This window comes from Rhodococcus sp. NCIMB 12038 (assembly GCF_002165735.1).
Classification (GTDB): Bacteria; Actinomycetota; Actinomycetes; order Mycobacteriales; family Mycobacteriaceae; genus Rhodococcus_F.
Window position 1 is genome coordinate 313,282 of the sequence record NZ_NHML01000004.1, and the last position, 21,632, is coordinate 334,913.

Genomic DNA, 21,632 nt, shown 5'->3' on the forward strand with positions numbered 1-21,632 from the left:
GGCCCCAATCGAAAGTCGCAGGAAGATAAATGTCTGTCTCCACGGATCGCGGGATCAACGACGCCTACGGCGCTCCAGGTCAGTCCTCCGCATCACGCCGAGACTGGCTCGGATTGGTCGTCCTGGCCTTCGCCGTCCTCCTGATCGCCGTCGACGGCACGGTGCTCGACCTCGCACTGCCGTTCATCAGCGCCGACCTCGAGCCCAGCAGCACTCAACTGCTGTGGATCATCGACGTCTACTCCTTCGTCCTTGCCGGACTGCTCATCACCATGGGCACGCTCGGCGACCGGATCGGACGGCGCCGTCTGCTGCTGATCGGCGCCGCCGGATTCGGTATCGCCTCGCTGATCGCGGCGTGGGCGCCGACACCCGAGATGTTGATCGCGGCCCGTGTGCTGCAGGGAATCTCGGGTGCCACCCTGATGCCCGCGACCCTCGGACTGATCCGCACGATCTTCGTCGACCCGCGACAGCGGACCCTCGCCATCGGCGTGTGGGGCGCGATGGCCGGCGGCGGCACCGCGGCGGGTCCGCTGATCGGCGGCTGGCTGCTCGAGCACTTCTGGTGGGGTTCGGTGTTCCTGATCAACCTCCCCGTGATGCTGGTGCTGATCGCCGTGGGGCCGCTCGTGATCCCCGAGTCGAAGGACCCCGCGCCGGGACGGTTCGACCTGCTCAGCGCGGCACTGTCGATGACGACGATGCTGCCGCTGGTGTACGCGGTCAAGGAAACCGTGGTGCACGGCCTCGACCCGGTGCTCCTCGGCGTCGGTCTCGTCGGTGTTCTGTCGGGCGTGGTCTTCGTGCGCAGGCAGAAGTCGATGAAGGACCCGATGATCGACATCGGCCTCTTCGCCAAGCCGGCGTTCTCGACCGCGGTCCTCACCAACCTGCTGTCCATCTTCGCGCTCGCCGGCGTGCTGTTCTTCGGCTCGCAGTACCTGCAGTTGGTGCTCGGCAACACCGCGTTCGAATCGGGTGTGCTGATGCTGCCCGGCATGCTGATGAGCGCGGTCACCGCGCTCGCGGCGGCCTGGATGGTGCGCCGGTGGGCCACCTCGCACGTGCTCGGCGGCGGCCTCGCCGTCGCGGGTGTGGGTGCGGCACTGATGCTCACGCTCGGCGTGGACGGTGCCCCGACGATGTTCGTGGTCGGCTTCGGTCTCGCCGGAGCCGGTGTCGGTATCGCGCTGACGCTGACGTCCGACCTCGTGGTGAGCGCCGTCGAGCCCGAACGGGCCGGCGCCGCCTCCGCGGTGTCCGAGACCGCGTACGAACTCGGCATCGCGCTCGGTGTCGCCGTGCTCGGCAGCGTCGTCATGGCGATCTTCCGCAGCGGCCTCGACACGTCGATGCTGCCGCAGGAACAGATCGAGCCCGCCCAGGGCACGCTCGGTGCCGCGGTCGCGGAGGCTCAGCATCTCCCCGAGGCCGCGCGGACGGTGTTCCTCGAGTCCGCGCAGTCGGCGTTCGTCGACGGCATGCACGTCGCCGCGGGCGCGACCGCCGTGATCCTGTTCGCGACCGCGATCCTCGTCCTGCGGATGCTGCGCGACCGTCAGGGTGAGCTGTCGAGCAGCACGAACGAGTGACCCGGTAGCACCGTCGCCGACCCGGTCTCGTCCTGCGTCGGCGGCTCCCACCACAGTACGGGGGAGCCGCCGACCGGGACGGTCACCGGTTCGGCACTGAGGTTGCAGGCCAGGCGAAGTGCGCCGCGGTGCACCACGATCCACTGCTGCGCCTCGTCGTAGTCGACGGACAGGTTCGCGAGCCACGGGTCCGTCAGCTCGGTACGCTCCCGGCGAAGCCGCAGCAGCGAGCGATAGCACTCCAGCAACCGCGCATGCGGATCGCGGACCAGTTCGTCCCAGTCGAGCTTGGACCGCTCGAACGTCTCCGGGTCCTGCGGGTCCGGAACGTCGTCGGTGCTCCAGCCGTGCTCCGCGAACTCGGCCTTGCGTCCCTCCGCGGTCGCCCGCGCGAGCTCCGGCTCCGGGTGCGAGGTGAAGAACTGGAAGGGGGTGCTCGCCCCCCACTCCTCGCCCATGAACAGCATCGGCGTGAACGGCGAGCAGAGCACGAGCGCCGCCTTCACGGCGAGCTGCCCGGAATCGAGATACGTGCCGGGGCGGTCGCCGATCGCTCGGTTGCCGATCTGATCGTGCGTGCACGTGTACGTGACCAGCGAACTGGCCGGGATCCGCCGCGTGTCCAGCGGCCTGCCGTGCGTGCGGCCCCGGAACGTCGAGAACGTGCCTGCATGGAACCATCCCTGGCGCAGCGTGTCCGCGAGGCAGGCCATCGAACCGAAATCTCCGTAATAGCCCTGCCTCTCGCCGGAGACCGCCGCGTGGATGGCGTGATGCACGTCGTCGTCCCACTGGGCGTCGAGGCCGAAGCCGCCTGCCGACCGCGACGTGATCAGGCGCGGATCGTTGAGGTCGCTCTCGGCGATCAGCGTCAGCGGCCGCCTCAGGTGCGCGGACAGCCGGCGGGTCTCGACGGCCAGATCCTCGAGAAGGTGGGTGGCGGTGTGGTCGACGAGCGCGTGGACGGCGTCGAGGCGGAGCGCGTCGATGTGGAACTCGCGGAACCACCGCAGCGCGTTGCCGATGATGTAGCGGCGCACCTCGCCGCTGTCCGGTCCGTCCAGGTTGATGCTGCGGCCCCACGTGTTGGCCCCCTGCGCCAGGTACGGGCCGTACCGGTCGAGGTAGTTCCCCGACGGTCCGAGGTGGTTGTAGACGGCGTCGAGAACCACGCCGAGACCGCGGGCGTGGCACGCGTCGACGAGGGTCTGCAGCCCGTCCGGTCCGCCGTAGCCCTCGTGGACCGTGTACCAGAGGACACCGTCGTATCCCCAGTTGTGGGTTCCGTTGAACCCGTTGACGGGCATCAGTTCCACGAAATCGACGCCGAGTCCGACGAGATGGTCGAGCCGGTCGACCGCGGCGGCGAACGTGCCCTCCGGAGTGAACGTGCCGACGTGCAATTCGTAGACGACGGAGCCGGCGAGCTGCCGCCCGGTCCACTGTGAGTCCGTCCAGAGGCTCTCGTCGAGCGTGTGGAGCTGGGATGCGCTGTGGACGCCGTCGGGCTGGCGCGGCGACCGGGGATCGGGAAGCGGGGTGTCGCTGTCGTCGAGGACGAACGCGTACCGCGAGTCCGGCGACGCGTCGACGTCGGCCCGCCACCACCCGTCCGGTGACGGGGTCATGTCATGGCGTTTGCCGTCCACCTCCACGCAAACGGACGTCGGGATCGGGGCCCATACCTCGAATGTGTGCACCCGATCAGCATGCCTCGACCGGGCGGGCCGCGCAGGACAGTCAGCTCTCGGGCGCGGAAGAGTCCTCGACCTCCTCGATGATCTCGGCGCCGAGAACCGACAGCCGGTGTTCCTCGGCGTCCTGCACCGTGCCGAAGTCCTGCTCCTCGAGCACGTTACGGTCCTTGTCGAGGTATCGATACGTAGCCATGCCCCCACGATGGCACACGGCGGCAGAGATGGCGGCGAGTCGGCCCTTTCGCCCCGCATCCGGAAGTAGCAAGCTGAGAGTACGGACTCGAACGTCGCGAGGAGCAGTCATGCACGTAGCAGTGGGAGACCGGTTGCACGTACAAGGCAGGGTGGTCGGGGTGCACGAAACGACCGCCGAGGTCGTGGAGGTACACGGCGAGAACGGCGAACCGCCCTATCTCGTCCGATACGACGACGGCCACGAGGCCCTCGTGTTTCCCGGATCCGATGCCTGGGTGGAACACCCGAAGTCGTAGGCATCGGGCGTTTTCGCCTGGTCCAGGCGCGGCGGATCGCCGTGCCGAATTGGTTGCACGATCGATGAATCGAATGCGTCTATCGTGAGACCGTGCCCGACTCCGCGAAGAGGCCCTACAGTTCGCCGTTGCGTGCCGAATCGGCGCGCCGGACCCGCCTTCTCGTCCGGGATGCCGCGGGCCGATTGTTCGCCGAACGCGGATACGTCAGCACCACGGTGCGGAACGTGGCCGAGGCGGCCGGGGTGTCGGCCCGCACGGTGTTCACCGCGTACCCGGGCGGCAAGGCGGAACTGTTCCACGAGGCACTGCACGCGGCGATCCAGGGCGACACCGACGCCGCGCCTGCCGCCCGCATACCCCGGGACGGCGACCCGGTGGAGCGGATCCTCGAACAGATGGTGGAGTACAGCACCGACGTCCTGGAACGGGCTGGAACCCTGATGGCGACGTCGATCGAATCCTCGGGTGCGGACGAGGACATGCGGCGTTTCGCCGACGAGGGGGCGCGGGCGTCCGCCGAGAATGCGATGACCCTCGCCGAGGGACTCGCCGCGCACGAACTGCTGCGCCCCGAGATCTCCGTCCAGCGGGCCGCCGACGTGCTGTTCACGGTCGTGTCCCCGCAGGTGTATTCGATGCTGCGCCTGCAGTGCGGGTGGGATGTCGAGGATTACCGGAACTGGGTGAAGGCGACGATCCGGGCCAGCCTGCTCCGCTGAGGGCCGACAACCCCGCTTAGGGCAGCAGTATGAATTTGCCGGCCGCGTGCGGCTTCCGGAGATCGGCGTGAGCGCGCGCCGCCTCCGACAGCGCGTAGGTGCGCGCGATCCGCACCCGTACGTCACCGCTGCCCGCGAGGTCGACGAGGAACCCGCGGGCCCGCTTCCGCGGTTCCATGCCTTCCGGCCCCAGCGCCCCGACGATCCGGAACCCGGCCTCGCCCACCCGTGGTCCGGGGACGGTCGTCACCAACCGCGACGGGTCCCGCACCAGGCCCACGGACACGTCGATGGCCTCGTCGCTGCCCGCGGTGTCGATGACGGCGTCCACCCCGTCCGGTGCCAGGACTCGGATCCGGTCGGTCAGGCCGTCCCCGTAGGACACCGGTGTCGCACCGAGCGACCGCACGTAGTCGTGGTTCCCGGGGCGCGCCGTGCCGATGATCGTGGCGCCGCGGGCCCGGGCCAACTGCACGACGAACGACCCCACGCCGCCCGCCGCCCCGTGCACGAGCAGCAGGTCGCCGGTGCCGACGTTCGCCGTGTCGAGGGTGTCGACCGCGGTGGTACCCACCGCGAGAAGTCCGGCGGCCTCGTTCCACGGCAATGACGCCGGTTTCGGGATCACCGAATCACCGGACACCACGAGCCGGTCCGCGTACGCCTCCGACAACGGGTACGCGATCACCTCGTCGCCCACCGCAATGGGGCCGCTCGGTCCCGTGGCGGCGTCACCCACCTCCGCGACGACGCCCGCCGCCTCGCTGCCCAGCCGCATCGGCAGGGCGGCGGGATCGGCGCCGAACGCGCCGCTGTAGAGCTTGTAGTCGATCGGGTTGACCCCGATCGCGCGGACCTCGATCACCACCTCGCCCGGTGCGGGATCCACCGGTTCCGCATCGACGACGGCGAGGACCTCCGGCCCTCCGTACGCCCGGGCAACCACACGTCGCATACAAGGGCCAGTACCCCCGTGAGTACTTATTAACCGCCCATGGTTAAGAAGTACTCACGGGGCCAGCAGGGCAATGGGGTAACGGGCGAACAGGGTGGCGACCTCGACGCGGCCGCCGGGGTGCGTCGTCGAGGTGAGCAGGTCGGTCCACGTGCCGTCCGGGAGGGTCACCGTGGTGTCGCCCCAGCCGTCCTGCTGCAGCCCGACGCTGTGCCGGGTGGCCAGGGCCACGACGTCCGGCGCCGACCCATGGGGCCCGCGGGTGAATCCGATCAGGTGTTCGGCCGCGGTCCCCGATGCGAAGACCGGCGCGTACGTGCCGCCTGCGAAGCTGCCGGGGCGGTCCCGCCGCAGGCGCAGCGCCGTCCGCACGACGTGCATCTTCGCCGCGCCGGTGGCGTCGACCGGAGGAGTGCCGAGCCCCGCCAGCACGGTCCGCCGCACGTCGTAATCGACGGGTCGGCGGTTGTCGGGGTCGACGAGCGAGTCCTCCCACAGTTCGGTGCCCTGGTACACGTCCGGGATCCCGGGCCCGCACAGCTGGAGGAGCTTCTGGCCGAGCGCATCGGACCAGGCGTGCGGCGCCAGTTGCGTGCACAGCGACCCGAGCGCCTTGCCGACGGTTCCGTCGATCACCGTGTCCAGCCAGCGGTGGAGGTCGCGTTCGAAGTCCTCGTTCACGTCGTTCCACGACGTCCGGGTCCCGGCTTCCCGGACGGCCTTCTCCGCGTACGCGTGGACGCGGTCGCGGAAGTCGGGCACGTCGCCCGCGGCGCGGCCGTCGACCGGCCACACACCGAACAGGTTCTGCCACAGGAACAGTCCGGTGACGGGGTCGGGGCTGGGGGCGATGCGCTCCCACTGGTCGACGCATTCCGCCCACAGGTCCGGCACCTGCGACAGGATGCCGATCCGGGCGCGGACGTCCTCGCCGCGCTTGGTGTCGTGCGTCGAGAGCGTCGTCATCGCCCGCGGCCACCGGCTGGCGCGCTCGGCCGCGGCGAGGTGGAATTCGGCGGGGGAGACGCCGACGTTCGCGGGGTTGCCGCCCACCTCCTGCAGCGACACCAGCCGGGCCGTGCGGTAGAACAGGCAGTCCTCCACGGATTTCGCCATCACCGCGCCGCAGACCTGCTGGAAGCGGGTGGCCGCCTCCCCGCCGGTGATGAGGGCGGCGGCGAGGGCGGACAGCGCCGCGGACCGTCCCGGTTCGCGCCGCGCGGCGTCGCCGATCACGCGGGTCGCGAGCCCGGCGAGCGGGCTGTAGTCGGAGCGGTACACGGGCATCGCGGCGACGACGTCCACGACGGCGTCGCGCAGGTCCTCGGCGGTGCAGTCGGTGCCGGTCTCGGCGCGGATCGCGCGGACGAGGCGCCGGACCTCCGGGGCGAGGCCGGTGCCGGCGACGTCGCGTTTGATCGCGGTTTCGTGCTCGTGGATCCACGTCGCGTCACCCCGGTCGCCCGTGCGGGACGCCGACAGGGCGGTGAGCGCGGGAGCTCCCGACGGGTCGACGAACACGCCGCCGAGTTCGGCCAGTGCGTCGTAGCCCGTGGTGCCCTGGATCGGCAGGTGATCGTCCAGCGGTTCGGAGTGCCCGAGAATCTTCTCGATCACCAGCCAGCGGTCCGCGCCGATCACGCCGCGCAGCCGGTCGAGGTACCCGGCCGGGTCGGACAACCCGTCGGGGTGGTCGATGCGCACGCCGTCGATCAACTCGTCCGCCACCCAGCTCCGCAGTTCGCGGTGCGAGGCCTCGAACACGCGCGGATCCTCCTGACGGATCCCGGCCAGTTCGCTGACCGCGAAGAATCGGCGGTACCCGATGAGCCCGGAGTTCCATGGGACCAGGCGGTACGACTGCGCGTCGTGCACCGACTCCGGCTCGGTCGCGTCCGTGCCGGGGGCGATGGGGAAGCGGTGCTCGTAGAACGCGAGCAGCGGCTCGGGTCCCGAGCGGTCGACGGTCAGCGACTCGAGGTCGGCGTCCGATCCGAGGACGGGCAGCGCGAGCCGTCCGCCCGCGCCGTTGTCCTCGCTCCAGTCGATGTCGAAGAAGTCGGAGTATTCGGAGCCGAGACCGTGTGTGAGAACATCCCACCACCAGGCATTCTCACGCGGATTCGCGACGCCCACGTGGTTGGGGACCAGGTCGACGACGAGGCCCATGCCGCGGCCCCGCAACTCCCGCGACAACGCGGCCAGCGCCTCCCTGCCACCGAGGGCGGGGGACACGCGGGTCACGTCGGTGACGTCGTACCCGTGGGTCGATCCCGTCGTGGCCGTCAGGATCGGCGACAGGTAGACGTGCGAGATCCCGAGGTCGTCCAGATAGTCGGCGACGGCGGCGGCGTCCGCCAGGGTGAAGCAGTCTCCGCGCAGTTGCAGCCGGTAGGTGGCCGTGATCGCCATCGTCGTCCCCGGCTCAGGCGGTCCGGCGCAGCACGACCAGCGACCGGGCCTCGACCTGCAGCGAATTCCCGGCCTTGATCACCGCGTCCTTCGCCCCTGTCGGCACGGCGGTGTCGAGCACGACCGCCCACTCGTCGGCGTAATCGGAGTTCGGCGTGGAGAACTCGATCTCCTCGTCGTGCGCGTTGAAACACAGCAGGAACGAGTCGCCGACCACCCGCTCGCCGCGATGGTTGGGTTCGGGGATGCCCTCGCCGTTGAGGAATACCGCGAGGGACTTCCCGAAACCGCTGTCCCAGTCCTCGGGGGTCATCTCCTCACCGGACGGCGTGAGCCAGGCGATGTCGCGGGTCTGGTCGCCGCTGCGGATGGGGGTGCCCTCGAAGAACCGGCGGCGGCGGAACACCGGATTCTTCATCCGTAGCGCGATGACCCGTTTGGTGAACTCGACGAGGTCGGCGTTGGTGTCCGCCAGTGACCAGTCCATCCACGACAATTCCGAGTCCTGGCAGTACACGTTGTTGTTGCCCTGCTGGGTGCGGCCCATCTCGTCACCGTGCGCCAGCATCGGCGTCCCCTGGCTGAGCAGGAGTGTGGCCAGGATGTTGCGGCTCTGCCGCCCACGCAGATCGAGGATCTCCGGATCGTCCGTGGGGCCCTCGATACCGCAGTTCCAGGACCGGTTGTGGCTCTCGCCGTCGTTGTTGTCCTCGCCGTTGGCCTCGTTGTGCTTCTCGTTGTACGACACCAGGTCGTGCAGGGTGAACCCGTCGTGGGCGATGACGAAGTTGATGCTCGCGCCGGGGCGGCGGCCGGTCGCCTCGTAGAGGTCGGAGGACCCGGTGAGCCGGGACGCGAATTCGCCGAGCGTCGCCGGCTCGCCCCGCCAGTAGTCGCGGACGGTGTCCCGGTACTTGCCGTTCCACTCCGTCCACAGGCCGGGGAAGTTGCCCACCTGGTAGCCGCCCTCGCCGACGTCCCAGGGTTCGGCGATGAGCTTGACCTGGCTGACGATCGGATCCTGCTGGACGAGGTCGAAGAATGCGGAGAGCCGGTCGACGTCGTGCAGTTCGCGGGCGAGCGTCGACGCGAGGTCGAAGCGGAAGCCGTCGACGTGCATCTCGGTGACCCAGTACCGCAGCGAGTCCATGATCAGCTGCAGCGTGTGCGGGTGCCGGGCGTTGAGGCTGTTCCCGGTGCCCGTGTAGTCCATGTAGTGCTCGGCGTCGCCGTCGACGAGGCGGTAGTAGGCGGCGTTGTCGATGCCGCGGAACGAGATGGTCGGACCGAGATGGTTGCCCTCGGCGGTGTGGTTGTAGACGACGTCGAGGATCACCTCGATGCCCGCCTCGTGGAACGAGCGGACCATCGCCTTGAACTCCGATACCGCGGCGCCCGGCTTCTCCGCCGACGAATACCCGGTGTGCGGGGCCAGGAAGCCGAACGTGTTGTAACCCCAGTAGTTCCGCAGCCCCTTGTCGAGCAGGGTCTGATCGTGCATGAACTGGTGCACCGGCATCAGTTCGATCGCGGTCACGCCGAGGTCGACGAGGTGGTCGATGATCACCGGATGTGCGAGGCCCGCGTACGTGCCGCGGAGTTCTTCCGGCACACCGGGATGCGTCGCCGTCATGCCCTTGACGTGGGCCTCGTAGATCACGGTGTCGTGGTACGGGTGCTTCGGTGCGCGGTCGGCGGCCCAGTCGAAGAACGGGTTGATCACGACTGTGGTCATCGTGTGGCCGAGCGAATCGTGTCCGGGCAGCCCCGGCGCCGAGTCGTCCTCGGCTTCCGCTTCGAGTGCGTCCTCGGCGTCCTCCGCCTCGATGTCGTCGTCGGTATCGACGATCAGGGCGGCGTCCTCGTATTCGTCGTCCCCGGCATCCTCGGGGGCGGCCTCAGTGGACGCGTCGATGTCGTAGGAGAACAGGGACCGGTCGCCGTCGAATTCGCCGTCGAACGCCTTGCCGTAGGGGTCGAGGAGCAGCTTGCTGGGGTCGCAGCGGTGCCCGGCCGAGGGGTCCCACGGTCCGTGGATCCGGTACCCGTACCGCTGCCCGGGCACGACGGTCGGCAGGTAGGCGTGCCACACGTAGCCGTCGACCTCGTCGAGACGCACCCGCGTCTCCGTGCCGTCCTTCGCGATCAGGCACAGATCGACCGCCTCGGCGACCTCGGAAAACAGGGAGAAGTTCGTCCCGGCCCCGTCGTAGGTGGCGCCCAGTGGGTAGGCGCTGCCGGGCCACACGGGAATGGGCGTGGTGCCGGTCGACTCGCTCGCTTCCATATCGAGAACATTAGCCCGCGTTCGCGTCGCTCTCAGCCCGACGGGAGCACAGCGTCAGCCCTGGGTGGAGGTCCGTGCGGCAGCAAGCATTCCGGTTGTGATCTTCAGCACGTCCTCGCTGGTGCACACGTACGGCGGCATCGCGTAGATCAGGTTGCGGAAGGGTCGCAACCAGACCCCGGCCGCCACCGCGGCGTCGGTCGCGGCCCGCATGTCGACGGGCTCCGAGAGTTCGATCACTCCGATCGCGCCGAGCACCCGGACGTCCCGGACGCCGGGCAGTTCCCGGGCAGGCGCAAGACCCGATTCGAGCCCGCGGCGCACGTCCTCGACCTCGCCTCGCCAGTCGCGCGACAGCAGGAGTTCGATCGACGCCACCGCGACGGCGCAGGCGAGCGGGTTCGCCATGAACGTGGGTCCGTGCATCAGCCCGCCTGCGTCGCCGGCGCTGATGGTCTCGGCGACGTCGGTGGAACAGAGCGTCGCGGCGAGGGTCAGGTATCCGCCGGTGAGGGCCTTGCCGACGCACATGATGTCGGGGCGGGTCCCGGCGTGCTCCGCGGCGAACAGTTCGCCGGTGCGGCCGAAGCCCGTAGCGATCTCGTCGAACACCAGCAGGAGCCCGTGCTCGTCGCAGATGCGGCGCAGCTCCGACAGATACCGGGGGTCGTGGAAGCGCATGCCTCCGGCGCCCTGGACCACCGGCTCCACGATGACGGCCGCGAGTTCGTCCGTGTGCTCGGCCGCCAGACGCTCGAACTCCGCGACGTACCGGGGGTCGAACTCGCGCGGCGGCGGTCCCGCGAACACCTGCCGTGCCAGGACGTCCGTCCACAGGGAATGCATGCCGCCGTCCGGGTCGCAGACGCTCATCGGCGCGAACGTGTCGCCGTGATAGCCGCCGCGCCAGGTCAGCAGCCGATGCCGCTCCGGCCTGCCGCGACTGCGCCAGTACTGCAGGCACATCTTGACGGCGACCTCGACGGATACCGAACCGGAATCGGCGAGGAACACCTTGTCGAGTCCGTCCGGGGTGATCTCCACGAGCAGCTGGGCGAGCCGCGCGGCCGGTTCGTGGGTCAGCCCGCCGAACATCACGTGGCTCATCCTGCCGAGCTGCGCGGTCGCCGCTGCGTCGAGGACGGGATGCCGATAGCCGTGGACCGCCGCCCACCACGAACTCATGCCGTCGACGAGTTCGCGTCCGTCGGCGAGAGTGAGGCGGGTGCCGCTCGCCTCGGCCACCACGAGCGGGGTGGTCGAGGCGGGGAAGGCGCCGTACGGATGCCAGAGCAGCGAGGCATCGAGGGAGGTGATGTCGTCCGCGGACAGGCTCGGGGAGGTCACGGTCTCGACCCTAGCCATCGGAGGAAAAGTGGGTCCACCCGGGTTGAACACCGTTCAAGTCGCGTATGGTGCCGAGTGTGAGTACCGACCACACCTTCACCACCTGGCTCGACGACGTCGAGGAGCAGCGGCGCGCCGCGGGACTGCGCCGCGAACTGCGCCCACGCACGTCCGGCAGCGCGCTCATCGACCTGGCGTCCAACGACTACCTCGGGCTCGTGCGGCACCCCGAGGTGCTGCACGGCGCGATGACCGCGTTGCGGCGGTGGGGCGCAGGGGCCACCGGCTCGCGACTGGTCACGGGATCGACCACCGAGCACGAACTGCTCGAAACGGAACTCGCCGAGTTCGTCGGCGCCGACGCCGGGCTGGTGTTCTCCTCCGGGTACACCGCGAATCTCGGCGCCGTCACCGCGCTGTCCGGCGCCGGATCGCTGATCGTCTCCGACGCGGGCAGTCACGCCTCGCTCGTCGACGCGTGCCGGCTGTCCCGGGCCCGGGTGGCCGTCGCGCCGCACGCCGATCTCGACTTCGTCCGCAGCGCACTGGCCACCCGGCCGGAGGAACGGGCACTGGTCGTCACCGATTCGGTGTTCAGCGCGGACGGTGATCTCGCGCCCCTCGTCGACCTGCACCGGGTGTGCCGCGAGTACGGCGCGTTTCTCGTGGTGGACGAGGCCCACGGTGTCGGAGTCCGCGGCGCAGGGGGTCGCGGACTCGTGCACGAGGTGGGACTCGCGGGCGAACCCGAAATCGTCGTCACGGCCACGCTGTCGAAGTCGCTGGCCAGCCAGGGCGGTGTGGTGCTGGCGTCGGAGAAGGTCCGTGCACACCTCGTCGACGCCGCGCGCACATTCATCTTCGACACCGGACTCGCCCCGGCCGCCGTCGGGGCGGCCCGCGCCGCCCTCGCCGTTCTGCGGCGTGAACCGCACCGCGCCGACTCCGTCCTGGAGCGCGCCCGGGATCTCGCGCGGTTCACCGGTGCCGCGGCACCCGAGTCCGCCGTGGTCTCGGTGATCCTCGGGGACCCGCAACGCGCCTTCGACGCCGCGGCCGCCTGCCGCGAGCAGGGGCTGCACGTCGGCTGCTTCCGGCCCCCGTCGGTGCCCGAGGGCACGTCGCGGCTGCGGCTCACCGCCCGCGCCACGCTCGATCAGGACGAACTGGCCCGGATCGAGACCGTGCTCACCGACGTCCTTGCGGGGGCGTCGGCATGAGCATCCTGATGGTCACCGGAACGTCGACGGACGTCGGCAAGACTGTGGTCACGGCGGCGCTCGCCGCCGCGGCGCGCGAGGCCGGGCTGTCCGTCGCGGTGTGCAAGCCCGCGCAGACCGGGGTCGCGCCGGGAGAACCGGGCGATCTGGCCGAGGTGACCCGGCTGTCCGGTGTCACCGCGGTGGTGGAACTCGCCCGCTACCCCGAACCGCTCGCCCCCGACACCGCCGCCCGGCGCAGCGGTTTGCCGATGCTGCGGTGCGACGACGTCGTCGACGCGGTCCGCGCGCTCGCCGACCGGCACGATCTGGTCCTCGTCGAGGGTGCGGGCGGGCTGCTGGTGCGGATGGGCGCCGAGGGCTTCACCCTCCTCGATCTCGCGCTCGCTCTCGGCGCACCGGCCGTCGTGGTCGCGGCGGCCGGACTCGGCACGCTCAACCACACCGAACTCACGACCCGGGCGCTGGCGGCGGCCGGCGTCGCCTGTGCAGGCACGGTGATCGGGTCGTGGCCGGACGAGCCCGGGCTCGCCGAGCGGTGCAATCTGGACGACCTGCCCGCCGTGACGGGTGTCGACCTGGCCGGCTCGATTCCGGCGGGCAGCGGCCGCCTCGACCCGGCGTCGTTCGCCGCGGCCGCGTCCACGTGGTTCGACGGCACCTGGCTGAAGACGACGATCACGGCTCGCTGAGCGCGACGGTCAGGATTCCGCGAGCACCGACATCACGTTGCCTGCCGGGTCGGTGAACCAGGCGATGTCCGGCCCGTTGCCGCGCATGATTCCCTTGTCGTCCTGGTCGAAACCGTCGTACCGCAGGAGCCGGATCCCGCGTTCGGTGAGCGCGTCGACGGCCTTTTCGACGTCGTCGACCGCGAAGTTGAGGATCGTGAACGTCGCAGGCGTGTGATCGGGTTTCGGGTAGATCAGCACCACGGGACCCTGGGGGAGATGCAGGCCCAGCAGGCCCATCTCCTCCTCGGTGACCTCGAGCCCCAGGGTGTCGCTGTAGAAGGATTTGGCCGCGGCGATGTCGTCGACGGCGAATCCGCTGAATGCTCTCGCGTTGTTCAACATGGTTCTGTCTCTTTCCTGCCGGTGGTCAGGACATCTCGGCGCGCGCCTGTGCGCTGAGCTGGATTATCTGGACGTAGTTGCCGTCGGGGTCGACGGCGGTGCCGAACCAGCTGCCGTCACGATCCTCGAGCGGGGACAGCCACGTCGCCCCGAGTTCGTCGAGGCGGCCTGCCGCGGCGCGGGCGTCGGCGACCTCGACGTTGAGGAGGACACGCCCGGGTTCGGGATTCGTGTCGCCGACGTCGTCGCGCCGGTCGAGCATGATGTAGAAGCCGTCGAAATCGAGGACGTCGTAGCCCGGTTCGCCGGGCGTGCGGTCGACCTTCGGCGAGAACGCGGCCGTGTACCAGTCCCGCAATCGTTCGGGGTGTGTGCTGGCGAGCAGGATGCTTCCGATCGTGGCGTCGGCCATGATTTCCTCCCGGTGGGGGTTCGGTTTCGGTTGTCCTACAGGTATCGACTCGGTAGCCCGGCAAAATTCATCGCCCCCGGTTTCCGGGGGCCGAAAGCTGCCCCGGTTTCCCGGAATATCGGTAGTGTGATTCAGGTCACGGCTACACCGGCTGGGTTGGGAGGGGTCACATGTCGACCTCCGAAATGCTCGAATTGAATCGCACCATCGACCGCCTTCGGCGCGCTGTCGGTTCGTTGCGAACGATGTACGGCGACGCCGCATCCGTGCGGCGACTGAGCAATGATCTGGAGCGCCTCGAGATCGACGCGCGCGACCTCGACGCCTCGCCACCGAACGTCGTCCACCGCGAACCGGTGGAGCGAATCAAGGTGTCGGACACCCCGTACGACGCGTCGATGTGGCTCGGTATCGATGACGAGGGGCTGGGCGGGCTCCACTACGAGCGCGGATGAGCGCGCCGCCGAAGAATTCCGATAGTGCCGGTGTGGGGGCGCCGACGCGTGCCCGGATCGCGGAACGCACGCTCCGCACCGACCGGTGGTGGCTGGCGCCGCTGCTGACGGTGCTCGGCCTGTCCGTCTTCGTGGTGTACGCATCGGTCCGGTCGTGGGTCCGGACCGCGTACTTCGTCGAGGAGTACCACTACCTGACCCCGTTCTACTCGCCGTGCCTGAGCGATTCGTGCGTGCCCGGCTCGAGTGACTTCGGGACACCCATCGGCGAGTTGCCGATGATCATCCCGCTCGGATTCCTGGTGCTGCCGTTCCTGCTCGGCTTCCGGCTCACGTGCTATTACTACCGCAAGGCCTACTACCGGTCGGTATGGTTCTCGCCGCCCGCGTGCGCGGTCGCGGAACCGCACGGCAAGTACACGGGGGAGACGCGGCTGCCGCTGATCGTCCAGAACGCGCACCGCTACTTCTTCTACGTCGCGCTCGTCGTGTCACTGATCAACACGTACGACGCGATCCGCGCGTTCCACGGCGCCGACGGCGGATTCGGAATCGGGCTCGGCACCCTCATCATGGTCGGCAACGTGATCCTGCTCTGGGCGTACACCGTGTCCTGCCATTCCTGCAGGCACGTCACCGGCGGCAGGCTCACCCACTTCTCCCGGCACCCGATCCGATACCGGCTCTGGACCGGGGTCAGCAAACTGAACACGCGGCACATGCAGCTCGCCTGGACCACGCTCGCCACCCTGATCGTCACCGACTTCTACGTGATGCTCGTGGCCAGCGGCACCATCTCCGACCTGCGCCTGATCAACTGACTTCACCGAAGAGGGAGTGGAATGACGGAAGTCGAACGGCACCAGTACGACGTCGTGGTCATCGGTGCCGGGGGCGCCGGACTGCGAGCCGTCATCGAGGCCCGGGAACAGGGCCTGTCCGTGGCCGTCGTCTGCAAGTCGCTGTTCGGCAAGGCGCACACGGTCATGGCGGAGGGCGGCTGCGCCGCCGCGATGGGCAACGCCAACGAGAAGGACACGTGGCAGACCCATTTCCAGGACACGATGCGCGGCGGCAAATTCCTCAACAACTGGCGGATGGCCGAACTGCACGCGAGGGAGGCCCCCGACCGGGTGTGGGAACTCGAAACGTACGGCGCCCTGTTCGACCGGACCCCTGACGGCCGGATCAGCCAGCGCAACTTCGGCGGTCACACGTATCCGCGGCTCGCGCACGTCGGTGACCGCACCGGGCTCGAACTGATCCGCACCATGCAGCAGAAGATCGTGTCGCTGCAGCAGGAAGACTTCGCCGCCACCGGCGACTACGAGGCCCGCATCAAGATCTTCGCCGAGTGCACCGTCTCCGAACTCACCAAGGACGGCGACCGGATCTCCGGCGCCTTCGGATACTGGCGCGAGAGTGGACGTTTCGTGCTGTTCGAGGCGCCCGCCGTGGTGATGGCCACGGGCGGAATCGGCAAGTCGTTCAAGGTGACGTCGAACTCGTGGGAGTACACCGGCGACGGGCACGCTCTCGCCCTGCGCGCGGGCGCGAACCTCATCAACATGGAATTCGTGCAGTTCCACCCCACCGGCATGGTGTGGCCGCCCAGCGTCAAGGGAATCCTCGTCACCGAGGGTGTCCGCGGCGACGGCGGGGTCCTGAAGAACTCCGAGGGCGAGCGGTTCATGTTCTCGTACATCCCGCCCGTCTTCAAAGGGCAGTACGCGGAGACCGAGGAAGAGGCCGACGGTTGGTACAAGGATTCCGACAACAACCGCCGCACTCCGGACCTGCTGCCCCGCGACGAGGTGGCCCGGGCCATCAACTCCGAGGTCAAGGCGGGACGGCAGACCCCGCACGGCGGCGTGTACCTCGACATCGCCTCGCGGATGCCCGCCGACGAGATCGTCCGGCGCCTGCCGTCGATGTACCACCAGTTCAAGGAACTCGCCGACGTCGACATCACGAAGGAGCAGATGGAAGTCGGACCCACCTGCCACTACGTGATGGGAGGCATCGAGGTCGACCCCGACAGCGGATCGTCCAGCGTCGCCGGGTTGTTCGCCGCGGGGGAGTGCTCGGGCGGGATGCACGGCTCCAACCGGCTCGGCGGCAACTCGCTGTCCGACCTCCTCGTGTTCGGCCGTCGCGCGGGACTCGGGGCCGCGGAATACGTGAAGTCGCTGCAGGAGCGGCCGGTCGTCTCCGCCGACGCGGTGGATGCGGCGGCCCGGATGTTGTTGTCGCCGTTCGATCCGGCGGTCGGGGAGGGCGGCATCACCGAGAATCCGTACACCCTCCACACCGAACTGCAGCAGACCATGAACGACCTCGTCGGCATCATCCGGAAGGAAGACGAGATCGCGCGCGCCCTGGAGAAACTCACCGAGATCAAGGGCCGGATCGGGGGCGTCGAGGTGGAGGGGCACCGCCAGTTCAACCCGGGCTGGCACCTCGCCGTGGATCTGCGGAACATGGTGCTGGTCAGCGAATGCGTCGCGCAGGCGGCCCTGCTGCGCACCGAGAGTCGCGGCGGGCACACCCGCGACGACCACCCGAGCATGGAGGCGGAGTGGCGCAACACCCTGCTGGTGTGCAGCGTCGTCGGCGACATGTCCGCGCATCCCGATTCCGTGGTCCCGGACGTCACGGTCACCCGCGAGCCTCAGCTTCCGATGCGCCCGGAACTGCTGGAGCTGTTCGACATCGACGAACTGGCCAAGTACTACACCGATGCCGAGCTCGCCGAACATCCGGGAAGGAAGGCCTGAGATGGGATACGACGCGCAGTTCCGGGTATGGCGCGGCGACGCCGACGGCGGCGCCCTCGAGGACTACTCCATCCCCGTCAACGAGGGTGAGGTGGTGCTCGACATCATCCACCGGTTGCAGGCGACGCAGACCCCGGACCTCGCGGTGCGATGGAACTGCAAGGCGGGCAAGTGCGGGTCGTGCTCCGCGGAGATCAACGGTCAGCCGCGGCTGATGTGCATGACCCGGATGTCGACGTTCACGGAGGACGAGGTGGTGACGGTGACGCCGCTGCGGGCGTTCCCCGTCATCCGCGACCTCGTCACCGATGTGTCGTTCAACTACCAGAAGGCCAGGGAGATCCCGTCGTTCACCCCGCCGCCGGGACTCGGGCCGGGCGAGTATCGGATGCAGCAGATCGACGTCGAACGGTCGCAGGAATTCCGGAAGTGCATCGAATGCTTTCTCTGCCAGAACACCTGCCACGTCATCCGTGATCACGACGACAACAAGCCGGCGTTCTCCGGTCCCCGCTTCTTCATCCGCGTCGCCGAACTGGAGATGCATCCGCTCGACACGGCGGACCGTCGTGACGCGGCGCAGGAAGACTTCGGTCTCGGACTGTGCAACATCACCAAGTGCTGCACCGAAGTGTGCCCCGAAGGGATCAAGATCACCGACAACGCCATCATTCCGATGAAGGAACGGGTGGTCGACCGGCGGTACGACCCGATCGTATGGTTGGGCAACAAGCTGCGGCGTCGCCGCCCGTGAGTACTTGTTAACCGCCGGCGGTTAACAAGTACTCACGGGTGGGTCAGCGCACGGCGTGGAGGTTGCGGGCAGTGGGCGACTTCTCGACCGATTCGGGGTCGGGGTCGGTGCCGAGGATCCGGTCGGCGGTTCCCGAGGTGGTGACGGTGAACCAGTAGTGCTCGTTCTTGTAGTGGTGATGGCGGTGGTTGCGCCAGATCGCGCGGTACAGGCGGGAGTTCGGCTTGTAGTCGCTGTGGATGAGGTAGTGCGTCCATTCGTAGAGGACGCCCAGGACGCTCAGCACCACGAGGAACGTCAGCCCGAGTCCGGTGCGCGGGAACGCGAACAGCGCGAGCGCCACGAGAACCGGGATCAGCCACGTCAGGGTCTGCCACGGAATGAAGACGAGCGGCACGTCGCGGGGATCGACGTGGTGTTCGCGATGCTTGCGTGCAAGCAGCGAATCGACGGTCAGGCCCATGACCTTCCGGGGCTTCCAGTGCAGGATGCAGACGTGGATGACCCATTCGGCGAACGGGAACACCGCCAGCATCACCAACGGCACGACGGCGTCGGTGACCTGCCAGTCGCCGACGACGAGGCGGGCGACCACGGCGGTGGCAAGCATGCCGCCGATCATCCACGGTGAGGGGTGGCGGCGGAACTGGTCTGCGGCGTCGCGCAGGGTGATCGACCTGCGCTGGCGGCGATCTGTGGGAGGTGTCGTGGTCATGTGTCCTTCTCCGAATCGTGTTGTTGCAGTGTGTCGATCACGGCGGTCACGGCCGCCGTCCCGAGGTCGAGCAGGGTGGCGGCGGTGTGCGCCGCGAGGTCTTCGTCGTGTGCGGAGACGGCCTCCGCAAGCTGGTGGTACAGGTCGGTGCGACCGACCTCCGCGACCATGACGGCGGCCATCGCCGTCATGGTCGGTTCGTACGCGTTGCGGAGGCTGTTGAAGATGAGCCGGAACGCGATGGAATCGGCCGTGTCGACGACGCGCTCCCAGAACGCCAGCGCGGCGACCTGCTGCGCGACCGGATCGGTCTCGGCAGCAAGGTGATCCACCGCCTCGCCAAGAGCTGCGGCCGACTTCTCGGTAACCCGGTCCGCGGCGAGCCGTGCGACCTGCACGCCGATCATCCGCCGCGCCTCGAGGACGCTGCGGACCACCGCCCAGTCGGGGACGCCGCCGCGGATCAACAGCTGGGACAGCAGTTCGGGTCCGCCGTGTTGCCGGAAGTCGCGGACCGAGGTGGCATCGCCCTGCCGGACCTCGACGAGTCCGGCCTGCGCGAGTTTCTGGATCGCTTCCCGGACCGCGGGCCGGGACACCCCGAACGCCTCGGCCAGGCGCCGCTCGCTGGGCAGGGCCTCGCCGGGGCCGAGGTCGCCGCCGAGTACGCGTGCGGTGATCTGGTCGAAAACTTCGGTGGAGGCGGATTTCCGCGCGATCGGCTCGAACATCATGATTTCGACCCTAGAACGGCTACAGGTAAGAGGTCAAGTGGTCTTACCAGTGAATCTCAGCCGAACAGGCTCCGGACGAAAGCGGTGGTGTCGGGCAGCGACGCGGGCATGGTCGTGAGGTGGCCGGTCGGATACGTCCGGAAGAGGAACTGCTGCCCGTTCGCGGTGAGGTCGGCGGTGAACTTCCAGGTGAGAGGGATGGGGACGACGTCGTCGAACAGTCCCTGACCGATGAACAACGGCCGGTCGTAGCCCCGGACGGGGACTCCGAGCGTGGTGCGCAGGGCCGCCAGGACCGCCGGGTCGTCGAGGGGACGCGACATCAATTGTCCGATGGTGATGCCGGCGAGTTGCGGGGCCGCCTCCTCGTAGCAGAGCGACTCGACGCGATTGAGGACGTCCACGCCGAGCGGGGTGAGGTAGCTGTCGACGTCCAGGTCGGGCCGCGACGCGCGCAGTCCCGCGAGCGCGTACGCCACGAACACCGTGCTCCCGGTGAGGGGAATCTGCGGGAAACCGGGGCCGACGAGCGGCGCGAGGTTCTCCAGATTGGACGGGGCGCCGGTGGCGACGGTGCCGCGGAAGTCGAGGTCGGGTGCGTAGGTGGTGGCCATCGAGGCGGCGACGAGTGCGGCGTGGCCGCCTTGCGATTGGCCGATCGCGACCCACCGCTTCGACAGGGACGGCGTGACGGCCCGCGCCGCGCGCACCATGTCGATCACGCTGTGCGCTTCGGTGGGACCGTCCAGGTACGGGTGCACGCCGGGTGTGCCGAGGCCGACGTAATCCGTTGCAGCGATCGCGTATCCCTGGTCGAGCCAGGCCTGAACGTACGGTCCGACGAGTTTCCCCGTCACCGTCGGCGCGCACGCGTCCGCGATGCCGACCGTTCCGTGGGCCCAGGACACCACGGGCCACCCGCCGGGCGGCGCGTCACCGGGTGGCAGCAGGACCGCGCCGGTGCTGAGCGCGGGTTCGTTCATCGGCCCCGTCGTCCAGTACGTGACGTAGGTGGCCTCGGCGACGCCCGGCGGCCGCGCGTCCGGCGCGAACGGCGTCGCGGCGACGACGGCACCGGGATCGCCCTCCGCGGTCTGTGCGGGCGCCGGGGTGGGCGCGCCGAAAAGCGACAGTGCGAGTGCCGCCGCGAGGACCGTTCCGGCGCGGCGGCCGAGTGAAGACGTCATCGCGTCCGTCCCTGGGCCGTCGGAGGCGCCGCGCGGCCCGCGAGTGGCCGGCGCGGCGTCCACTCAATTGTGCCCGCTCAGGGGCGGTGGGCGGAGTCTTTCAGTCGCGCGCGAATTCCGTCCACGAACAGCGACAACCCGAAGTCGAACCGGACCGCCGGATCGCCGTCGAGGAGATCCTCGTCGTACGCCGCGATCGGCGACTGCGGGGCGTCGGGGGAGAGCGCGGCGCGGGTGAGGGCGCCTGCCGATTCCATCTGCGCCCGCGACTGCTCGTCGACCGTGTGGCCGAGGACGTAGTACAGCAGCGAATAGGACGACAGTTCGGCGTGTTCGCGGGACAGACCGGATCGCAGACCTACCGCCGCGAAGCTTTCCCGGACCCGGGAGTTGGTCATGCGGGACGCGTAGGTGGCGGAGACCAGTTCGGCGCCGTCGCGGTGGGCGAGTAGCGCGATGCGTAGCCGGTGCGCCAGTTCGGTGAACTCCGCGTCCCATCCGGGCGCCGTGACCGGGGCGTCGACGTCTTCGAGAATCTTGTCGGCGAGGGCGCCGAGCAACGTCTGCTTGTTGGGGAAATGCCAGTACAGGGCGCCCGGCTGCACGCCGAGGGCCGTTGCGAGTCTGCGCATCGTGAGGTCGGCGAGGCCGAACTCGTCGAGGATGGCCATTGCGCCGTCGAGTACGTCGCCGCGTCGCAATTGCACTGTGTGATCTCCCAATCTCGTCGAAAAACTTGCTCCGGCTTTGACAGTATTCCATCACGGATCTAACGTGAACACCGTTCAACTTGTAC

At 69.0% G+C, this 21,632-nt stretch carries 21 protein-coding genes; 9 read left to right on the plus strand and 12 right to left on the minus strand.

The genetic code is table 11. The features are described from left to right. The first annotated feature begins 29 nt into the window (after positions 1 to 29). Positions 30 to 1,595 carry an MFS transporter gene (locus tag CA951_RS07665; protein ID WP_087556263.1) on the plus strand — a complete coding sequence of 522 codons (1,566 nt, stop codon included), beginning with the start codon at positions 30 to 32 and terminating at the stop codon, positions 1,593 to 1,595. Here the strand turns inward: CA951_RS07665 and treZ are convergent. Together treZ and CA951_RS43325 are read right to left on the minus strand one after the other, a co-directional pair. Further along, entirely contained in the window at positions 1,562 to 3,295 is a 1,734-nt protein-coding gene (gene treZ, locus CA951_RS07670; protein ID WP_087556264.1) for a malto-oligosyltrehalose trehalohydrolase, read from the minus strand. The genes CA951_RS07665 and treZ overlap by 34 nt on opposite strands. A gap of 40 nt (positions 3,296 to 3,335) precedes the next feature. Further along, the gene (locus CA951_RS43325) at positions 3,336 to 3,485 is read right to left on the minus strand and encodes a hypothetical protein (protein WP_179220139.1); all 150 of its coding nucleotides are present in this window, start codon (positions 3,483 to 3,485) and stop codon (positions 3,336 to 3,338) included. A gap of 109 nt (positions 3,486 to 3,594) precedes the next feature. Between CA951_RS43325 and CA951_RS07675 the strand changes: the two genes are divergently transcribed. Both CA951_RS07675 and CA951_RS07680 read left to right on the plus strand, forming a co-directional pair. Beyond that, on the plus strand, positions 3,595 to 3,783 hold the full coding sequence (locus CA951_RS07675; RefSeq protein WP_005247576.1) for a DUF1918 domain-containing protein: 189 nt from the start codon (positions 3,595 to 3,597) through the stop codon (positions 3,781 to 3,783). A 92-nt stretch (positions 3,784 to 3,875) separates the two neighbouring features. Then, a complete protein-coding gene (locus tag CA951_RS07680) occupies positions 3,876 to 4,505 on the plus strand; it encodes a TetR/AcrR family transcriptional regulator (protein WP_087556265.1) in 630 nt (209 codons plus the stop codon). 16 nt (positions 4,506 to 4,521) lie between these two features. Here the strand turns inward: CA951_RS07680 and CA951_RS07685 are convergent, their stop codons facing one another. From CA951_RS07685 to CA951_RS07700, 4 genes are read right to left on the minus strand one after another with little or no spacing between them, the layout of a single operon-like run. Continuing rightward, positions 4,522 to 5,460 carry an NADP-dependent oxidoreductase gene (locus CA951_RS07685; RefSeq protein ID WP_087556266.1) on the minus strand — a complete coding sequence of 313 codons (939 nt, stop codon included), beginning with the start codon at positions 5,458 to 5,460 and terminating at the stop codon, positions 4,522 to 4,524. Between the two features lie 54 nt (positions 5,461 to 5,514). After that, positions 5,515 to 7,872 carry a malto-oligosyltrehalose synthase gene (treY, locus tag CA951_RS07690; RefSeq protein WP_087556267.1) on the minus strand — a complete coding sequence of 786 codons (2,358 nt, stop codon included), beginning with the start codon at positions 7,870 to 7,872 and terminating at the stop codon, positions 5,515 to 5,517. Positions 7,873 to 7,885: 13 nt separating this feature from the next. Beyond that, entirely contained in the window at positions 7,886 to 10,159 is a 2,274-nt protein-coding gene (gene glgX / locus CA951_RS07695) for a glycogen debranching protein GlgX (RefSeq protein WP_087556268.1), read from the minus strand. Positions 10,160 to 10,213: 54 nt separating this feature from the next. After that, complete coding sequence (locus CA951_RS07700) at positions 10,214 to 11,506, minus strand: adenosylmethionine--8-amino-7-oxononanoate transaminase (RefSeq protein WP_087556269.1); 1,293 nt, start codon at positions 11,504 to 11,506, stop codon at positions 10,214 to 10,216. Positions 11,507 to 11,571: 65 nt separating this feature from the next. Between CA951_RS07700 and CA951_RS07705 the strand changes: the two genes are divergently transcribed. Together CA951_RS07705 and bioD are read left to right on the plus strand one after the other, a co-directional pair. Then, positions 11,572 to 12,726, plus strand: a complete 1,155-nt coding sequence (locus CA951_RS07705; protein ID WP_087556270.1) for an 8-amino-7-oxononanoate synthase — start codon at positions 11,572 to 11,574, stop codon at positions 12,724 to 12,726. After that, the gene (gene bioD, locus CA951_RS07710) at positions 12,723 to 13,418 is read left to right on the plus strand and encodes a dethiobiotin synthase (protein WP_087556271.1); all 696 of its coding nucleotides are present in this window, start codon (positions 12,723 to 12,725) and stop codon (positions 13,416 to 13,418) included. Before CA951_RS07705 ends, bioD begins: the two co-directional genes overlap by 4 nt. A gap of 9 nt (positions 13,419 to 13,427) precedes the next feature. On the opposite strand, the gene CA951_RS43330 is transcribed toward bioD, so the two are convergent. Further along, a complete protein-coding gene (locus CA951_RS43330) occupies positions 13,428 to 13,802 on the minus strand; it encodes a VOC family protein (RefSeq protein ID WP_179220140.1) in 375 nt (124 codons plus the stop codon). Positions 13,803 to 13,827: 25 nt separating this feature from the next. After that, entirely contained in the window at positions 13,828 to 14,214 is a 387-nt protein-coding gene (locus CA951_RS43335) for a VOC family protein (RefSeq protein ID WP_012688023.1), read from the minus strand. Positions 14,215 to 14,384: 170 nt separating this feature from the next. On the opposite strand from CA951_RS43335, the gene CA951_RS07720 reads away from it, so the two are divergent. Genes CA951_RS07720 through CA951_RS07735 form a run of 4 tightly spaced genes read left to right on the plus strand, consistent with a single transcriptional unit; the run spans position 14,385 to position 18,200 of the window. Next, entirely contained in the window at positions 14,385 to 14,669 is a 285-nt protein-coding gene (locus tag CA951_RS07720) for a hypothetical protein (RefSeq protein WP_012688022.1), read from the plus strand. Beyond that, positions 14,666 to 15,490, plus strand: a complete 825-nt coding sequence (locus CA951_RS07725) for a hypothetical protein (protein ID WP_087556272.1) — start codon at positions 14,666 to 14,668, stop codon at positions 15,488 to 15,490. Before CA951_RS07720 ends, CA951_RS07725 begins: the two co-directional genes overlap by 4 nt. A 21-nt stretch (positions 15,491 to 15,511) precedes the next feature. Further along, positions 15,512 to 17,446, plus strand: coding sequence for a fumarate reductase/succinate dehydrogenase flavoprotein subunit (locus CA951_RS07730; RefSeq protein ID WP_087556273.1), 1,935 nt, complete (start codon positions 15,512 to 15,514; stop codon positions 17,444 to 17,446). 1 nt (position 17,447) lies between these two features. Further along, positions 17,448 to 18,200, plus strand: coding sequence for a succinate dehydrogenase/fumarate reductase iron-sulfur subunit (locus CA951_RS07735; protein WP_087556274.1), 753 nt, complete (start codon positions 17,448 to 17,450; stop codon positions 18,198 to 18,200). Between the two features lie 43 nt (positions 18,201 to 18,243). On the opposite strand, the gene CA951_RS07740 is transcribed toward CA951_RS07735, so the two are convergent. From CA951_RS07740 to CA951_RS07755, 4 genes are all read right to left on the minus strand, one after another. Then, positions 18,244 to 18,915 carry a sterol desaturase family protein gene (locus tag CA951_RS07740; RefSeq protein WP_087556275.1) on the minus strand — a complete coding sequence of 224 codons (672 nt, stop codon included), beginning with the start codon at positions 18,913 to 18,915 and terminating at the stop codon, positions 18,244 to 18,246. Next, complete coding sequence (locus CA951_RS07745; protein WP_087556276.1) at positions 18,912 to 19,649, minus strand: FadR/GntR family transcriptional regulator; 738 nt, start codon at positions 19,647 to 19,649, stop codon at positions 18,912 to 18,914. Before CA951_RS07745 ends, CA951_RS07740 begins: the two co-directional genes overlap by 4 nt. A 56-nt stretch (positions 19,650 to 19,705) precedes the next feature. Further along, positions 19,706 to 20,836, minus strand: a complete 1,131-nt coding sequence (locus CA951_RS07750) for a lipase family protein (RefSeq protein ID WP_087556277.1) — start codon at positions 20,834 to 20,836, stop codon at positions 19,706 to 19,708. A gap of 77 nt (positions 20,837 to 20,913) precedes the next feature. After that, a complete protein-coding gene (locus tag CA951_RS07755) occupies positions 20,914 to 21,543 on the minus strand; it encodes a TetR/AcrR family transcriptional regulator C-terminal domain-containing protein (protein ID WP_087556278.1) in 630 nt (209 codons plus the stop codon). Positions 21,544 to 21,632 lie beyond the last annotated feature (89 nt).

Bases quoted from the DNA above. Each gene is read 5' to 3' on its own strand.
- CA951_RS43335 (WP_012688023.1), bottom strand. From the start codon at position 14,214: ATGGCCGACGCCACGATCGGAAGCATCCTGCTCGCCAGCACACACCCC.
- CA951_RS07705 (WP_087556270.1), top strand. From the start codon at position 11,572: ATGGTGCCGAGTGTGAGTACCGACCACACCTTCACCACCTGGCTCGAC.
- CA951_RS07735 (WP_087556274.1), top strand. From the start codon at position 17,448: ATGGGATACGACGCGCAGTTCCGGGTATGGCGCGGCGACGCCGACGGC.
- CA951_RS07685 (WP_087556266.1), bottom strand. From the start codon at position 5,460: ATGCGACGTGTGGTTGCCCGGGCGTACGGAGGGCCGGAGGTCCTCGCC.
- CA951_RS07725 (WP_087556272.1), top strand. From the start codon at position 14,666: ATGAGCGCGCCGCCGAAGAATTCCGATAGTGCCGGTGTGGGGGCGCCG.
- CA951_RS07720 (WP_012688022.1), top strand. From the start codon at position 14,385: ATGTCGACCTCCGAAATGCTCGAATTGAATCGCACCATCGACCGCCTT.
- CA951_RS43330 (WP_179220140.1), bottom strand. From the start codon at position 13,802: ATGTTGAACAACGCGAGAGCATTCAGCGGATTCGCCGTCGACGACATC.
- CA951_RS07675 (WP_005247576.1), top strand. From the start codon at position 3,595: ATGCACGTAGCAGTGGGAGACCGGTTGCACGTACAAGGCAGGGTGGTC.
- CA951_RS07730 (WP_087556273.1), top strand. From the start codon at position 15,512: ATGACGGAAGTCGAACGGCACCAGTACGACGTCGTGGTCATCGGTGCC.
- CA951_RS07665 (WP_087556263.1), top strand. From the start codon at position 30: ATGTCTGTCTCCACGGATCGCGGGATCAACGACGCCTACGGCGCTCCA.
- CA951_RS07745 (WP_087556276.1), bottom strand. From the start codon at position 19,649: ATGATGTTCGAGCCGATCGCGCGGAAATCCGCCTCCACCGAAGTTTTC.
- bioD (WP_087556271.1), top strand. From the start codon at position 12,723: ATGAGCATCCTGATGGTCACCGGAACGTCGACGGACGTCGGCAAGACT.
- CA951_RS07750 (WP_087556277.1), bottom strand. From the start codon at position 20,836: ATGACGTCTTCACTCGGCCGCCGCGCCGGAACGGTCCTCGCGGCGGCA.
- glgX (WP_087556268.1), bottom strand. From the start codon at position 10,159: ATGGAAGCGAGCGAGTCGACCGGCACCACGCCCATTCCCGTGTGGCCC.
- treY (WP_087556267.1), bottom strand. From the start codon at position 7,872: ATGGCGATCACGGCCACCTACCGGCTGCAACTGCGCGGAGACTGCTTC.
- CA951_RS43325 (WP_179220139.1), bottom strand. From the start codon at position 3,485: ATGGCTACGTATCGATACCTCGACAAGGACCGTAACGTGCTCGAGGAG.
- CA951_RS07740 (WP_087556275.1), bottom strand. From the start codon at position 18,915: ATGACCACGACACCTCCCACAGATCGCCGCCAGCGCAGGTCGATCACC.